The sequence below is a fragment of the Streptococcus sp. SP8 genome, assembly GCF_030440045.1.
Taxonomy (GTDB): Bacteria; Bacillota; Bacilli; order Lactobacillales; family Streptococcaceae; genus Streptococcus; species Streptococcus parasanguinis_I.
Genome location: NZ_JAQFJL010000022.1, coordinates 1 through 16,849 on the forward strand (window position 1 = coordinate 1; position 16,849 = coordinate 16,849).

The 16,849-nt window shown below is 42.1% G+C and carries 10 protein-coding genes and 1 pseudogene; 6 read left to right on the plus strand and 5 right to left on the minus strand.

The window, feature by feature from the left end:
• Positions 1 to 356: 356 nt before the first annotated feature.
• On the plus strand, positions 357 to 2,303 hold the full coding sequence (locus PCY11_RS10445) for a C69 family dipeptidase (RefSeq protein ID WP_301362746.1): 1,947 nt from the start codon (positions 357 to 359) through the stop codon (positions 2,301 to 2,303).
• A 161-nt stretch (positions 2,304 to 2,464) separates the two neighbouring features.
• On the opposite strand, the gene galU is transcribed toward PCY11_RS10445, so the two are convergent.
• Positions 2,465 to 3,373 carry a UTP--glucose-1-phosphate uridylyltransferase GalU gene (galU, locus tag PCY11_RS10450; RefSeq protein ID WP_070674471.1) on the minus strand — a complete coding sequence of 303 codons (909 nt, stop codon included), beginning with the start codon at positions 3,371 to 3,373 and terminating at the stop codon, positions 2,465 to 2,467.
• 45 nt (positions 3,374 to 3,418) lie between these two features.
• Positions 3,419 to 4,435 (minus strand): NAD(P)H-dependent glycerol-3-phosphate dehydrogenase, encoded by a 1,017-nt coding sequence (locus tag PCY11_RS10455; protein WP_023919779.1) that lies wholly within the window; start codon positions 4,433 to 4,435, stop codon positions 3,419 to 3,421.
• A 271-nt stretch (positions 4,436 to 4,706) separates the two neighbouring features.
• Between PCY11_RS10455 and PCY11_RS10460 the strand changes: the two genes are divergently transcribed.
• The gene (locus PCY11_RS10460; protein ID WP_003012927.1) at positions 4,707 to 5,396 is read left to right on the plus strand and encodes a gamma-glutamyl-gamma-aminobutyrate hydrolase family protein; all 690 of its coding nucleotides are present in this window, start codon (positions 4,707 to 4,709) and stop codon (positions 5,394 to 5,396) included.
• Positions 5,397 to 5,542: 146 nt separating this feature from the next.
• Here the strand turns inward: PCY11_RS10460 and PCY11_RS10465 are convergent, their stop codons facing one another.
• The gene (locus PCY11_RS10465; RefSeq protein WP_301362750.1) at positions 5,543 to 7,324 is read right to left on the minus strand and encodes a SpaA isopeptide-forming pilin-related protein; all 1,782 of its coding nucleotides are present in this window, start codon (positions 7,322 to 7,324) and stop codon (positions 5,543 to 5,545) included.
• Positions 7,310 to 8,869: pseudogene (locus tag PCY11_RS10470) on the minus strand (Ig-like domain-containing protein); the annotation flags it as partial. The pseudogene PCY11_RS10470 and the gene PCY11_RS10465, both read right to left, overlap by 15 nt.
• A 417-nt stretch (positions 8,870 to 9,286) precedes the next feature.
• Between PCY11_RS10470 and PCY11_RS10475 the strand changes: the two are divergent.
• The 4 genes from PCY11_RS10475 to PCY11_RS10490 all read left to right on the plus strand — a co-directional run bounded on the left by PCY11_RS10475 (position 9,287) and on the right by PCY11_RS10490 (position 12,278).
• Complete coding sequence (locus PCY11_RS10475) at positions 9,287 to 9,733, plus strand: dUTP diphosphatase (protein ID WP_042361437.1); 447 nt, start codon at positions 9,287 to 9,289, stop codon at positions 9,731 to 9,733.
• A 1-nt stretch (position 9,734) separates the two neighbouring features.
• Positions 9,735 to 10,274 (plus strand): histidine phosphatase family protein, encoded by a 540-nt coding sequence (locus PCY11_RS10480; RefSeq protein WP_070674468.1) that lies wholly within the window; start codon positions 9,735 to 9,737, stop codon positions 10,272 to 10,274.
• Positions 10,275 to 10,284: 10 nt separating this feature from the next.
• Positions 10,285 to 11,646, plus strand: coding sequence for a DNA repair protein RadA (gene radA / locus PCY11_RS10485; RefSeq protein ID WP_301362751.1), 1,362 nt, complete (start codon positions 10,285 to 10,287; stop codon positions 11,644 to 11,646).
• Between the two features lie 137 nt (positions 11,647 to 11,783).
• A complete protein-coding gene (locus PCY11_RS10490) occupies positions 11,784 to 12,278 on the plus strand; it encodes a carbonic anhydrase (protein ID WP_031575690.1) in 495 nt (164 codons plus the stop codon).
• Positions 12,279 to 12,646: 368 nt separating this feature from the next.
• On the opposite strand, the gene PCY11_RS10495 is transcribed toward PCY11_RS10490, so the two are convergent.
• Positions 12,647 to 16,534: a glycoside hydrolase family 66 protein gene (locus PCY11_RS10495; RefSeq protein WP_070674462.1), complete on the minus strand. Its 3,888-nt coding sequence runs from the start codon at positions 16,532 to 16,534 to the stop codon at positions 12,647 to 12,649.
• Between the last annotated feature and the right edge of the window lie 315 nt (positions 16,535 to 16,849).

A 16,849-nucleotide genomic window follows, 5' to 3' on the forward strand; every position in this document is an offset into this window, starting at 1 on the left:
CGCAGTGGTTGAGTGGGCTCTACTACGCTGATTTCATCAGCTTTTACAGCCCTACTCAACTGTGCGGAGGTGGGACGACGAAATCGAATTCTAACGAATTACCGATTTCTGTCCCACTCTCTTTTTTTCCTAAAAAATGTAGTGCAATCGTAAACTAACAGAAAATTGTTTGAAATCTCAATAAATATATATAATTTACATAGAAATGAGTTGATAGATAGATAATTTAGGAAAAAATAGAATAAAAACAAGTCTGGTAAGCGTTTGCAAAAATAACTAAAAAGAGGTAGACTAGGAGTATAAAAAATCAGGAATAGTGCCTTTTTTAAAAGGGACATTCGAAAAGGAGATTTGCCATGAAGAAATGGTTGTTTAAACTTTCATTGGTAGCAATGACATTTTTGCTCCTACCAGTTCAAGCCGTTCAAGCCTGTTGTGGCTTTATCATTGGTCGCCAATTGACCAAGGATGGGACCACTCTCTTTGGTCGGACAGAAGACTACCCTTACTATCCAAATGGTGGAAAGCACAACAAAAACTTTGTAGTTGTTGATGCGAAGAACTATAAGGAAGGGGATCAACTGGAAGACGAATCTAATGGTTTTACCTATCCACATGCTGCCAGTGAAATGAAATACACAGCGACTTATGACTCTGCTCGTGGAGATGGTAGTAACGGTGCCTTTGGGGAACATGGATTTAACGAAGCCGGCGTTTCTATGACCTCAACTGTTACAGCCATTCCAAACAAAAAAGTCTTGAAGACTGACCCATTGACAGAAAACGGTCTCCCAGAAGCTGCCATGCTTGATGTAATTTTACCTCGTGCAAAATCTGCTCGTGAAGGAATCGAATTACTTGCGAAAGTCATTGAAGAAAAAGGTTCAGCTGAGGGGAATACAGTTGTTATTGCGGACCAAAAAGAAACTTGGTATATGGAAATTCTTTCTGGTCACCAATATGTAGCTGTTAAAGTCCCAGAAGACAAATATGCAGTCTTTGCCAATACCTACTACCTTGGTCATGTAGATTTGAATGACAAGGAAAATGTGATCGCTTCGAAAGATGTCGAAAAAGTAGCTAAAGAATCTGGTAACTACAAGACAGATAAAGATGGTAACTTCCATATCGCTAAATCTTATGGACCAGAAAAATATGCTGAAGGAGACCGTTCACGTACTTACGCAGGAATCACCCTTTTGGATCCAAAATCGAAAGTGACTTACGAGGATGACGAATACGAACTATTCCGTTCTCCAACTGATCCAAATAAGAAATTTACTTTAGAAGATGCCTTTGCTATGCAACGGAATCGCTTTGAACACTTAAATGGTCGCTTCGTACCGGACGATCAAATTGGAGTGAAGAAACAAGGTGATAATGGTAGCAATGATGCTGTTCGTAAAGACCAATACAAGTATGCTTTAGGAAATGAAAACGTTATTGATGCCCATGTCTACCAAATCAATCCAAAACTTCCAAAATCATTTGGTGGTACTTTATGGCTTGGTATGGGACCATCTCGGAACACACCTTATGTTCCATTCTATGGTAATCTAAAAGATACTTACGAAGCCTTCAAACCTCAAACAGCAACTTATGATCCAAATTCATGGTATTGGACAGTATGGCACATTGACAACATGGCGATCAATAACCAAGATGTCTTTGGAAAAACAGTTCAAGATCACTGGAAAGCTCTGGAAAAACAATTTATTGTTGATCAAGAGAAGAAAGATATTGAATATTATGCGTTGAAAGATCAACCTGAAGCTGCAAAAGCTGCTGAAGATAAGGTGACAAAAGATCCCCTTGAATTGTCTGATCGTCTCTTCCAACACTTCAAAGATTATGAAAAATTAATGGAAAAACAATTAGAGGCAGCTGGACGTAAGTCTGATCCTTATCGTGCTTCTAAACCAGATAACTATAAAGATCCTGAAGAACCTAAGAAACCAGACACACCAACGGTTCCAGAAAAACCACAAATCCGTGAAGATGCGAACAAAGTTTACATCCCAGCGCCAAATTATGTAGCAACATCTTCTACACGTGATATTCCTGCTAATGCAGAAGGAAATCCAAACAATCGCTTTGGCTATGCTGCTAACAAGGAGAAACAACCAGTTGTATCTCCTAAAGTAGAGACTCCTGTGAAGCCAGAAGAAAAAGTTCAAGCTCCAACTGAAGCTCCTGTAGCAGGAAATAGTGTAAACAACAATAATCGCTTCGGATCTAATTTCAATCCAGGTGAAATTGAAACTTACTCAAATACAAACTATTCTTACAATGTTCATCCTTAAACAATAAGAATTAAAATGTGAATTGGACCAAGTCCAATGAAACAAAAGAGGCCGGATTTTTATCCAGCCTCTTTTTTACGAAAAAAAGATTGACCATTGTAAGGTAGCAAATCCCTTACATTATATGGCCAGTCTTTTTGTATTCTTTGATTTGTGAATGATTAGTCTGCAGTTTTCTCAGATTCTTCTAATTGTTTTCCAAGATCAATGATGTATTGTTTGAGATCATCTTTAACCTGTGGATGCTTCAAAGCATAATCAATCGATGTCTTCATGAAACCAAACTTGTCACCTACATCGTAGCGTTGGCCTTTAAATTCACGTGCAAAGACTCGTTGGGTCTTATTGAGGGTGTCGATCGCATCCGTCAATTGAATTTCATTACCAGCACCTGGTTCTTGATTTGCAAGAATGTCAAAGATCTCTGGAGTCAAAAGATAGCGGCCAATGATGGCGAGATCACTTGGTGCATCTTCTGGAGCTGGTTTTTCGACAAAAGTTTCAACGCTATAGAGACCATTGATGCCCTCTCCTTGAGGTGCGATCACACCGTAAGAAGAAACCTCTTCGTGAGGGACTTCCATCACAGCGATGGTTGACGCATGGGTTTCATCGTAGTCGTTCATCAATTGTTTGGTCAATGGCAAGGCATCATCATTAGTGATGTCCATCAGATCATCTCCCAACATAACGACAAAAGGCTCGTTTCCAACAAAGGCCTTGGCTTGAAGAACAGCGTCCCCTAAACCTCGAGGGTGACTTTGGCGGATGAAATGAAGATTGATCGCTGTTGTATCATTGACCAACTTGAGTAAGTCAGTCTTGCCTTTTTGCTCGAGATTGTATTCCAATTCGAAGTTAGAGTCGAAATGGTCTTCGATCGAACGTTTGGCCTTCCCTGTTACGACAAGGATTTCCTCAATTCCAGATTTCAGAGCCTCTTCTACAATAAATTGGATCGTCGGTTTGTCAACGATTGGCAACATTTCTTTTGCCAGAGCTTTGGTAGCTGGGAGGAAGCGGGTCCCTAAGCCAGCTGCAGGAATGACTGCTTTTCTAACTTTAGTCATGCGGTTTCCTTTCTAAAAGGTAGGATTGATGTTAGGGTGGTTGACTTATTTCCACTCATTTTCTTCTTTAAATTCATTGCTCATCATGTGGTGGATGGCTTCGCGGATATCTTTCCCTTCATAGATGACTTGGTAAATGGCTTGTGTAATTGGCATATAGACATCCAGTTCTTGGGCCAGCTCGTGGGCGACTTTGGTCGTAGAGATCCCTTCAATGATCATGCCCATGTTGGCTTCGATATCTTCCAATTTTTCGCCACGTCCGAGAGCATCCCCAGCTCGCCAGTTGCGAGAGTGAACAGAAGTACCGGTAACGATCAAGTCACCAACCCCAGACAAACCGCTATAGGTCAAGGGGCTAGCTCCTAGCTTAACACCAAGGCGCGTGATTTCAGCGAGACCGCGCGTGATGATAGCTGCTTTGGCATTGTCACCATAACCAAGACCGTGCAGGGCCCCAGCTCCGACAGCAATGATATTCTTCAAGGCTCCAGCAGTTTCCACTCCGATAACATCGGTATTGGTGTAGAGGCGGAAGTAGTGATTGCTAAAGAGTTCTTGAACATAACGTGCGGCTTCTAAATCTATTGAGGCAGCTGTAATGAGGGTGATGTCCCGTACGATAGTTTCTTCGGCGTGACTAGGTCCAGAAACGACCACCACCTCGCTGCGAAGAGAAGCAGGAATTTCTTCTTCAAGGATTTGAGAAATTCGATCGTGTGTACCAGGTTCTAGCCCTTTAGAAGCATGCATGACTGTTACAGGGTGATCCAGTGTTTCAGCGACTTGTTTCGCCACCAAACGGGTCACCTTTGTAGGAACGACAAAGAGGATAGCGTCCACACCGTCCAAAGCTGCTTTCAAATCAGTCGTAGCAGTGATGTCTTCGCTAATAACGATATCTTTGAAATAGCGTTGATTGGTATGAGCGGTATTGATTTCATCGATTTGTTCTTGGATATTTCCCCAGAGACGGACTTCATGGCCGTTATCATTGAGGACTTGTGAAAGGGCTGTTCCCCATGAACCAGGACCCAATACTGCAACGGTTTGTTTTTCCATTGTATCTTCCATTTCTATGTCTATTTTCAACAAGGCTAGAAATCTAGCGCTTGCGCCTTCGAAACGGCCGAATGTGTGCCTTGAAGGACGATTCTATTTTCCTCTCTATTTTAACATAATATAGGTAAAAAAACTTGTATGATCATCAATTGTTTTGTGAGGAAGGTGAGGGTGATAAATAAAATCTATCACGGTTTTAAAAAATACATATTAGACACTATCACTAATGGGTGGTAACATAAGTATTAGTAAAAATGAAGGAGGAATGAATATGTGCAGAACAATTGTTGGAGTATCCGCTAATCTCTGTCCGGTGGACCCGGAAGGGAAAAACCTTCATTCCTCTGTATCTAGTCAGTTTGCGGAAGGGATTCGTCAAGCAGGTGGACTTCCAATGGTCATCCCGATGGGGGATCCTTCCTTAGTTAAGGACTATGTTGAAACGATTGACAAATTGATCTTAAGTGGAGGCCAAAATGTCGATCCTAGTCTCTATGGCGAAGAAAAAACCATCGAAAGTGATGATTACAATATCGAACGGGACCAATTTGAGCTTGCCCTACTGAAGGAAGCAGTACGCCAAAACAAACCGGTTCTAGGAATCTGCCGTGGGGTTCAGTTGATCAATGTGGCTTTTGGAGGAACACTCAACCAAGAGATCGAAGGGCATTGGCAAGGACTTCCGTTTGGGACTTCCCATTCTATCCAGACTAAAAAAGGCAGTGTGGTGGAACAACTCTTTGGTCAGGCCAGTCGGATTAATTCCGTGCACCGTCAAAGTATCAAGGATCTCGCACCGAATTTCCGTGCGACCGCCTTTGATCCGCGCGATCACACCATCGAAGCCATTGAAGCTGTAGATGGTCATCGCATTATGGGCTTGCAATGGCATCCAGAATACTTGGTCAATGAAGAAAAAGGGAATTTAGAACTCTTCCGTTATTTATTACAGGAATTATAATGAAATTAGAGGTTGGACTTGAGCCGATCTCTTTTTTGTGTCTTAGAAAGGACGCAAAAATACTGGAAATAAGATCAGAAAACAGGACGGTCATCAATAAAAAAACAGGTCCATCTAGCAATGCTAGATGAAAACCTGTTTTAGAATTATTCGTCGCGTTTTTTGGCAACGAGCATGCTTCCAGCTCCTGCAAGCGCAAGTCCTGCTGCAACAAGTCCAGCACTTACTGTTTCACCTGTAGAAGGAAGGGTATGTTTCTTATCTTCTTTTGGTTGACTTCCAGAAGGTTTATCTCCTTTTGGTTTGTCTGTTGACGGTGTAGTAGGCGGAGTTGGTGGTGTAGTAGGCGGAGTTGGTGGTGTAGTAGGCGGAGTTGGTGGTGTGTTTGGTGGTGTGTTTGGTGGTGTTAGATAGTTTATAACTGTCCCCTTGTCTACTACAAGGTTAGGTGCAGCTTTTAATTCGCTAGCAGATACAGTAATAACATCCGTTAATAATTGGTAGCCAGCTGGCGCTGTCAACTCCTTAATAACATAATCTCTTGCTTCCAATCCAGTGAAGGAAACAAGACCATTGGTATCGGATGTAGCAGTCGCTTGGCCTTCGCCATATGGGTTGGCAACTGGTGTCACACCATCTGCCTCATAGAGACCAAATACAGCACCTGCAAGGTCTTGACCTACTAGATTCACTTTATGCAATTGGATGTTGTAAAGTTTTAACTCGGGTTTGTCAACAGTTGGAGGAGTTGGAGGGATATAAGTAAATGGTTTGTTAACGACATTTCCTTTATCCACTACACTATTTGAAACAACCAAATCACTAGCTAAGATTTTGATGACTTCATCTGATAACTGGTAGCCATCTGGAGCTGTAAGTTCTTTCACCACATAATCTTTTGCTTCTAATCCTGTAAAGGTTACAAGACCATTCGCATCAGAAGTTGCAGTCGCTTGACCTGCACCATAAGGGTTCGATACAGGAGTCGTACCATCTGCCTCAAAGAGACCGAATACGGCACCAACAAGAGCTTTCCCTTCTTGGTTCACTTTATGCAATTGGATGCTGTAGAGTTTCAATTCAGGTTTGTCAACAGTCGGAGGAGTTGGTGGAATTGAAGTGAATGGTTTGTTGACCACTGTTCCTTTGTCTACGACGAGGTTAGTCGCAGCTTTCAACTCGCTAGTAGAAACTTTAATCACATCTGTTGATAGTTGATATCCTTCTGGAGCAGTAAGTTCTTTCACCACATAATCTTTTGCTTCTAATCCTATAAAGGTTACAAGACCTTTCTTACCTTCTTCATCTGATGAAGTAGCAGTTGCTTGTCCTTCTCCATAAGGGTTTGCTACAGGAGTCGTACCATCGGCTTCAAAGAGACCAAATACAGCACCTGCAAGAGCTTTCCCTTCTTGATTCACTTTGTGCAATTGGATGCTGTAGAGTTTCAATTCAGGTTTGTCAACCGTCGGAGGAGTTGGTGGAATGGAAGTTGTTACCAATTTGTTAGTGAATGACTTCTTATCACCATATGCCACAGAAGCTTTGAGTGTATTGCTTGCATCATCTTTTGTGACAGTTACGGTCGCATCAATACTTCCTTCATCGTAGGTCATTCCTTTTGTTTTGCTTTCAGGAATGACTTCTTTGATCGTGTAGTGGAAAGTTTTTCCTGCGTCCTCTGATGAATATGAAATGTCATCAAAGGTTACCGTACCATCTGCAGCATTTTGTTTTGTTTGAAGAACTTTTCCGGTTTCATCCAACAATTGGAAATTGAATTCGCCATTCTTCAATTCAGCACCTTCTAAAATCTTGCTAGCTGAAATTTTAGCTTTTGCTGGTTGAGGAGCCGTATAAGTATTTGAGAAGGTTTTATTGTCTGGATAAGCCACATCTGCTTTCAGGTTGTCGCCATCTTTTTTCACCTTAACAGTTACTTGTTTATCAGTCTTGTCATAGGTAATACCTGGGGTATTTCCAGCTACTTCCTTAACAGTGTATGTGTGTTCACCTTCTTCGGTGTACCCAATTGGTGCAAATGTTACTTTTCCGTTTTTGTTTGTAACAGTTTGAAGCTTGTTAGCACCCTCGTACAATTCAAAGCTGAATTCGCCATCTGTTAGATCACGTCCTGTAAGAGTTTTATCTAATTCGATGGTAGCTTTTGTTTCTTTTGGCTTATCTTTCGGATTCACAATCGTTTTCGTTACTGAATGATCAGCACCAAAATCTTCAACATTAACTACAGTATCAGCTTTTTTAATGATATGACCTGAAGGGGCTTCAATTTCAGTTAAGATATATTTATCTTTTAAGAGTTTTCCAACAGCAATATTTCCATTTTCGTCTGATTCAAACTCACCGATAACTTGATTATTAGCTTGACGAACAACTCTAAACTTAGCACCTTTAAGCGGTTGATTTGCATCGTCTACTTTATGAATATTGATTGAGTATACATAACCAACACCAGAACCACCAGCGACTTGAACTGCAGCAACGTTAGTTACATCTTTGCTCTCAATCTCTTTACCTTTAAGAGTTGCCTCGTTTTTCAAAAGTTCACCATCTACAGGTTCATAATTCAATTGTACTTTATAATCGATACGATATTGATCTTGATCAGTAATATCTCCTAAATCAATAACAAATGATTGTCCATCTTCACTGATTGTTATCTTGTGTTGATCAGTTACGTCGACGCGATTAGAGAATACCCACTCACCAGTTTCGTAAGAAAACTTACCTTTGATAACTTTGATACTATCTTTTACATAGGATGCATTCGTAAATCTCAAGTGATCTTCAATTGTTACACCCTTGATATTTTGTTTGTTACGATTGACAGAAATTGTGTATTGAACTTCTTTATGATTTCCGCTATTAACCCAGCTAGTCTTTGTTAAAAGTCTTGGGTTCCCATCACCAATCCCTTTAAAGGAAACTTTGCCGCCAATCTTTGTTTCCCCATTGACGGTTATTTCAACAGGAATCTCACCTTTTTGGGGATGTTTTTTAAAGTCAATACGCGCATAGAAGAAGAACGATCCATTTGTATCGGAATGTTTTTCAACATAATCTGTATAAGTTAATGTTAATCTTTTATTGGTAGCATCAACAGTAGCATGAGCGATAATTTCATTTGTGTTAATATCACGAATTTCAAAACTATCAGAAGTAATCATTAATGCATCTGGCACAGTAACCACCGTTTGGTCTCCTGCCTTAACATTTTTACCTGTTAAATCATATGTAGCATTAATACGGAACGTAGCCCACTGTTCTAAGTCCCAATTAAGATTGCCACCTTCATTACTGGTAACTTGGATATTTTTAATTGTATCCACGAATTTTCCGCTTACTGTCACTCCAGGAGTTTCTGCTGAAGTGCGATTCAGACCTAAAGCGAAAAGCATAGCCACTAAACAAAGGACAAATGAGAAAATTTTAATATTCCTATTCTTTTTCATTTTATCTTCCCTTTTCATAAAAAAATAGTGCCTAATCATCAATGCCTGATTACTCTTAAAGATCTGGATGTTTAAATCCAATCTGTTGGTAATAAGAATTGAATGCTGAGACACGACCTCCATAAAATAATTTTATAGGATAAAATATTTTACTTTTAAAATTATTCCCTACACAGGGAATTATAGCAAAAATAACGCTTATATTCAAGCTAAAAATAGCATTTTTTAGCACAAATTATATGTCATATCAGTCATGATAGTGTTTTATTTTCAGAAAAAACATGAAAACAATATATAACTTCCAGATTGAAGAGAATTCTTTTTAAAAATACGAATAGTAGTATAGAGGAGACGCTAGGGCGAAGTGATGGTATAATAGAAGAGATAGAAACTATTTAGAATGAAAGAGGAATCAGGATGACTAAAATTCGTGGATTTGAACTTGTATCAACCTATACCAATCAGGACTTGTTGCCAAAACGGGAGACAGCACACGCAGCTGGCTACGACTTAAAAGTGGCAGAACGCACGGTGATTGCTCCTGGGGAAATCGTCCTCGTTCCAACTGGGGTCAAGGCCTATATGCAACCGACTGAAGTGCTCTATCTCTATGACCGTTCTTCTAATCCTCGCAAAAAAGGCCTGGTCTTGATCAATTCTGTTGGGGTAATTGATGGGGATTACTATGGCAATCCAGGAAATGAAGGCCATATCTTTGCTCAGATGAAAAACATCACGGACCAAGAAGTCGTCCTTGAAGTCGGGGAACGTGTGGTCCAGGCTGTCTTTGCTCCTTTCTTAATTGCAGATGGAGATGAGGCGGATGGCGTGCGGACCGGTGGATTTGGGTCGACAGGGCACTAAGATGAAGATTATCTTTGTCCGTCATGGGGAGCCAGATTATAGTATGCTTGATAAACTTGAAGATCCGCAACTCTATAGTGGTTTTGGTCGTGATTTAGCACCATTGACAGGAAAAGGTCGCAGTCTGGCAAAAGAAGTTGCTAAAACTGCATGTTTTGGAAAGGCAGAGATTATTATTTCATCGTCTGTGACGAGGGCTTTAGAAACAGCACATTATATAGCAGTTGAAACAGGATTGGACTTGTTTGTGGAGCCGTTTTTTCATGAGTGGCGTTCAGACTTAGATGGCACTAACTCTGATTTAACCAGTGTATTGGTAGCTCATGAATATTATCTAAAACATCAAGGAGCTTTATCTGAAGATTCTCCTTATCGCTATGAAACTGATCTAGAGATGCGTCATCGTTTTTTAAGAGCTTTGGAAAAATATAAAAATTATAAAACTATTATCATTGTAACTCACGGAATGCTCATGCGCCAGTTTGTGCCAAATGAGAAGATTGATTTTTGCCAAGTGATTGAGTGTGAGATAGAGATTTAGAAAGAGGTTTATCATCGCTAAGAAAAAAACGACATTTATTTGTCAAAATTGTGCCTACAATTCACCCAAATACCTAGGACGCTGTCCAAACTGTGGAGCTTGGTCTTCCTTTGTGGAGGAAGTCGAAGTTGCAGAAGTCAAGAATGCGCGTGTGTCCTTGACAGGTGAGAAAACCAAGCCTATGAAATTGGCTGAAGTAACTTCTATTAATGTCCATCGGACCAAGACAGAAATGGAGGAATTCAACCGCGTCCTTGGAGGTGGAGTGGTACCAGGAAGTCTGGTCCTCATCGGGGGAGATCCAGGGATAGGGAAATCAACCCTGCTCCTTCAAGTCTCGACCCAGTTGTCTCAAGTGGGAACGGTTCTCTATGTCAGTGGCGAGGAGTCTGCCCAGCAGATCAAACTCCGTGCAGAGCGATTGGGAGATATCGATAGCGAGTTTTACCTCTATGCTGAGACCAATATGCAGAGCGTGCGTACAGAGGTAGAGCGGATCCAACCTGACTTTCTTATCATCGATTCGATCCAGACCATTATGTCTCCTGAGATTTCAGGAGTACAAGGATCGGTTTCTCAGGTGCGAGAAGTGACGGCTGAACTCATGCAGCTGGCCAAGACCAATAACATCGCCATCTTCATCGTTGGCCATGTGACCAAGGAAGGAACCTTGGCGGGTCCGCGTATGTTGGAGCACATGGTGGATACGGTGCTCTACTTTGAGGGGGAACGCCACCATACCTTCCGAATTTTGAGGGCAGTCAAGAACCGCTTTGGCTCAACCAATGAGATCGGAATCTTTGAGATGCAATCAGGTGGCTTGGTCGAAGTCCTCAATCCGAGTCAAGTTTTCCTAGAAGAGCGTTTAGACGGTGCGACTGGTTCGTCCATCGTAGTGACCATGGAAGGGACACGTCCAATTCTTGCTGAAGTGCAGGCCTTGGTGACACCGACCATGTTTGGAAATGCCAAGCGGACGACAACGGGGCTTGATTTTAATCGAGCTAGTCTCATCATGGCAGTGCTAGAAAAACGAGCGGGTTTGCTCCTTCAAAATCAGGATGCCTACCTCAAGTCTGCAGGTGGTGTCAAGTTGGATGAGCCAGCTATCGACCTAGCCGTAGCCGTAGCCATTGCTTCCAGCTACAAGGACAAGCCAACCAACCCGCAAGAGTGTTTCGTTGGAGAGTTGGGCTTGACCGGAGAAGTCCGCAGAGTCAATCGGATCGAACAACGGATCAATGAAGCTGCTAAGCTCGGTTTCACCAAGATTTATGTGCCTAAAAATTCTCTGACGGGGATCACGACACCATCAGGTATCCAAGTGGTCGGTGTGAGTACACTGTCTGAAGTCTTGAAGAAAGTATTTTAATAGTTGAAAAGTCTTAAACGGGAAGTTTAAGGCTTTTTTTCAGATGTGACAGATGACAGGAGGTATCCCCTGACAGAAAGGATCGGATGTGGTAAAATAATAGATGATTTGAATTTCAAAGGAATAAAGGAGAGACCATGTCTTATTTTGATAATTTTTTAACAGCCAACCAAGCTTATGTGGCGCTACATGGAGACCTCCGTCTTCCGATTAAGCCCAAAACACAAGTCGCCATCGTGACCTGTATGGATTCCCGTCTTCACGTGGCGCCGGCACTAGGTCTGGCTCTTGGAGATGCCCATATTTTGCGGAATGCTGGAGGGCGCGTGACAGAGGACATGATCCGCTCCTTGGTCATCTCTCAGCAGCAGATGGGTACCCGTGAAATTGTGGTCTTGCACCATACAGACTGTGGCGCACAGACCTTTGAAAACGAAGGTTTCCGTCAGCATCTCAAGAAAGAACTGGGTGTGGATGTAGGAGATCGCGATTTTCTTCCCTTTCAAGATATTGAGGAGAGTGTCCGCGAGGATATGGAGCTTTTAAAGGCATCTCCTTTGATTCCAGAGGATGTCGTTATTTCGGGAGCTGTGTATGATGTGGATACTGGATTGATCTCAGAAGTGAAATGAATTCAGTAAGGTAGACATATTAAAAAGTTCTTCGTTAGCTTGTAAAAACATGCATATATATTATGAAATGTTTCAGAAATTATTCGATTAGTCGTTTCATTCTGTTACTAGTTTCATAGAATTTCCATTGACTTGAAGTGGAGAAAACAGTATACTAGTAAAGCAATTTGATCTTTCAAACTGCCGGCAACAAGGGGAATGAATCCACTTTGAATTGGAATACAGTAGGGTTTGGAGTGGTAGTACTTCACACCCTTATTGTCGTCAGTCACCCTCATAAAAGGGATCTAGACTCTGAATGAGTTGTATAAATATAAAAAAACTTCCTTGGAACAGAATTCCATAGGAAGTTTCTTTGTGTTTGGGATCTACTCTTGTTTCTTTTTGTAAGGGATAAGACTGGACAAACCTGCTAAGAGGCCAAGTCCAAGTAGGGCTAGCTGAGAGGTTTCTTCACCTGTTGCAGGTAGATGAGTTCCTTCTTGAGGGGTGTTAGGAACAACTTCAGGGAGTTCCTCTTTTTGGCTTGTTGTTTCAAGAGGTTTCTCCTCTTCTTTGTTAGAGAGAAGTGCTGATCCCTTTTCTTCATGAGCATCAGTCGTGTTTGCTTTTGTCACGGAAGGAAGAGGGCTGACTGTTTCTTCTTTTTCTGTTTCTGGGGATGGTTGTGGAGTAGGGATTTCTTTGACCTTGTAGGCAAAGATCAAGATGGTTGTTCCAACTTCTACCTTCCCAGTTTGTTCAGCTGCACCGATCCGTTCATAGATGTGGCCGTCGTAGGAGATTTCATCTGGTGCGCTAGCGACGTAATGGGTTCCATTGTCCACATTTGTTGCAATAGCAAGCTCTGGTTGCAATTCAGTGCTAGTATCTTGGATGACAAATCGCGCGATGACTGTTCCCGTAGCTAACTTGTAATCATAGATGACCGTTTTCATTCCCTTAGTGACTGTGCCACTTGGATCAGCAGAATCAGCACGGTGTCCAACTAGATGGTAGATACGACCATCTTTTGTGATTTCTGTTGGGGCCTCACTAGTGTACTTGGTGCCGAAATCTACCTCTGTAGCGAGGTCTTGCGCCTCTTGCAGATCAGTGTCGCCTCCCTCAGTGAGGAATCGTACTCTGACAGATCCTTTGGTGATGGCATAGGTAATAGCAGTATCAGCTGTTGGAGACTCAGGGCTTGGAAGAAGATAGCCTTTGGTCTCGTCAAGAGGATCCACAAGATTTAAGACTTGTCCATGAGCATCTTTTGGCTCTAATCCCTCCACGTAAGGAAGGGTATCGGTAGGAGATGCAATGGCGGTTGGATTTGTGGGATCATTTAGATAAGTGATCTCTTTTTGAGCATGGGCTGGTTCTTTACCAGTAGCATAGCTGATCCTATAGGCACCGACTGGGCGATAGATGACCGTATCTGTGATGTCTGCTGCATCAGCATGAATGCCAGTATGTTCTCCTGCTTTTGTCAGATCAGAAGAGACGGCATCAGTCGATTCTTCTGCTACGACAACATAGCCTTTTTTGACGGGATTTTCAAGAGCTACAAAGCTTGTGCCGTCTTGAGCTGTCCAGTCTTCAAGACTTGTCTCGCCTGTCACCAAATTGATGGTTCCTTTGCGAGCGAAATGAAGTCTGTCAGTTTGATCAGCTATTCCTGCAGACTGGCGGTTAGATCCATCCTGGTCCTCTGTCACATAGGTCACTGTACGGGTCACTGTTTCAGATAAATGATCCAGATCAGCAGTTGTTTGACCAGCTGGAGCTAGAGGAGTTGGATAGACACGACCCTCGCTGTCTCCTGGAACAACTTGACCGGCTTGGATGGGCTGTGTTGCAGAAAATTCTACAATTTTTGGTGCCAAGCGGACAATAAACTCTTGAACGCCATCTTCATTTATGTTGTTAGCGTCGCGGTCAAAGTTTGGTTGTCCGTCTGCATCGAAGCCATTCTCTACTAGTTCATAGCCTTTCTTCAAATAGTTGGCAATGGTTTCTTTTGTCGAGTAGTTGATCTTTTCACCTGTATGACCAACTAAATCACTGGAACGCTCTAGCTCAACTCCGTTTTCGTCTTGATAAAGAACATGAGCGGCTTCATTGAGTTTGACGTAGAGCATATCCCATACATCTAGACTCGGAACATCGATAGCAGCCATCCATTGGCCAGCTCCTCCGTCATAATAAACATTTGCGCTTGTTTCCCGGAGGTTGATGTTGTATTTTCCTTCAACAGCATCAGGTGTTGCCCAGTAAATGCTGGCGTGTTCAGCCTGGTCTTTTGTGATTTTTCCGAGTGGAACAAAAGCTTGAATATTGGTCAATTTTTCGGTTGTATTCACAGCGCTGTTCCATTTGTTTTCAGTGATGCCGACCAAATTGATCAAGTGAGCAATCCGATCACCTGTCTTGGTTTCTTTTGTAATGGTATAAACGGTTCCAGGTTGAACCCCGTCAGCATTATCCAGGTTGGATCCGATGAAGTTGCCGTTTACCAGTACATTTGTATTGTCTACAATCCGACGAGTATCATGTGCTAAGGTGTCGCGACCGCGGAGAAGTTCTTGGTAAGCAACGATGAATTCTTGGTAGTTGAATTCTGCATTGGCAAAGTCAGCATTGACTGGTAGGTTTTGATTGAGATACCATTCTGCTTGGATCACCCCAAAACCTTTAGCATCTTGAGAAGTATTGAGGGCTGCAGTCGTCATATGGTAACCACCGCTCGCTGCGATAATAGCATCTGTCAGCAATTCGTTGTCTTTGCTGAGGGCTGATGCATTTTTACCACGATGGGTATAGGCTGCGATGATAGGAGATTTCCCCTTGTATAAATCACGCATCCGTTCGGTAAGACGCGTCAAGGCTTGGTAGGTAGAGTCATAGGCAATGCTATCTCCCCAAACTTCCGCATAAGGTGCAGAGACATTGGTCTTACCTAGTCGATCAGCATCTCCAGTAGAGATATCGTTGATCATGAAGTCATAGCCTTCTTTTTTGAGGGCCTCTGTTGCAGCTGTGGCTAGTTCTGGATAGTGTTCGCTCAAAGAGAAGCCTTTTCCAGGTTCACTGACTTTTTCCACCCAGTTAGAGCCCATGGTATCCCCTTGCCATCCATCAAAATTCCCTTCTTTCATGGCTTTGGTCATGACTTCAATGATAAATTTTTGCCAATTTGGATCACCCGGATCGAGAAATTGTTGGATATCAGTCGCTGTGACATCACCCTTTTTACCGAAGTTGAAATGGTCTTGTAGATTGCGAACAATGGCACTGTTCACTTCATTTGGGACCCCTTCTTCGAGGGAAACTGCGTAAATCATGTTATACAGCATGGCTTTGGCACCAGTTGAATGAACATGAGCCACTAGCTCTTTGACTGCTTCTGTATCGATGACAGGCAAGTAGGACTTGCGCTTGTCAGGATCTGTTTCGCTATTTGGAATCAAGAAAGTCGCCCAATCTTGAGTGAAACGTTCAACATTTGCTGGGAATGGGTTAGCTGGCGTATTGTAAACGTCGTAGAAGAAGTAGTTGTTGATGTGCATATTGGCCAATTGGTCAATACTATTCTTGTAGCCTTCTACCTGATCATTGGTGATGGAGTTGTGATTGTCTTTTGAGCCGGCAACCACCCCATAACGTGGGTAGATCGTCCAGTCATCTTCAACAGCAAGACCCGCTGCCTTATGAAAGGCTTGGGAGCCATCTGCTTTCTTACCAAGGACATCAACGATAAATCCAGCATTAGGTGAAAAGATCGTATTTGGAATCGTCAGTTCGCCGCCTTCAACGTTTTTCTTTTCATAAATGACCTGATCTAAATGAGAGACAGTGACATCAGATGAAACCACTTCAGGGTTGTTGATGGAGATCCGGACGTCTTCCCCACTTTTATAAGTCGCTTTATCAAAGGTGACGTCGTTGGTGATTTTTGGAGTATTATAAGTAGTTGCTGGAGCTGCACTGACCGGTTGAGTGGCAGTAACAGTTGGTGTTGATTCCGATGGCGAAGACGTTGCTTCCGTCGTAGCACCTTCCTCACTAGTAGTGGTAGGAGTACTGGTGTTGGTTGCTGCTGGTTGAGCGGTTGCTGAAATCTCAGAAGTCGGATTGGTGTTGACCTCGTCAGCCATGGCAACAGAGCTTACCATCAAGGCTCCAAAAAGGGTAATCATAGAGACCAATGTCTTGTTGCGTTTGCGGAAATAGCCGTGCCCTTTTTCAGAGACACTATTTTTTTCTTGTTTCATTTTTTTCTCCCACATACAGTCTAAATAAGTAAATCAACGTTTCTACATTATTTGTTCATTTTATACCAAATAAGTATACGATTTTTCACTAGATAGTGTCAATTTTGGAAAGAAAGTGAATTGAATGTTTTCTTGAAAGTGCCAGAAAATAGCTTTAAATGTGAGTTTTTAAATATTGATATTTATATCCAAAAAAATATTTGCAAAAAAATGAACCGCAAAAATAGTTTAGTTCGTTTTTTTGACATAAAATTAAACAAAACACAAAGGTAAAAAATAAATGTAAGAAGAAGCATTAATTTCCTATAGGTTCTC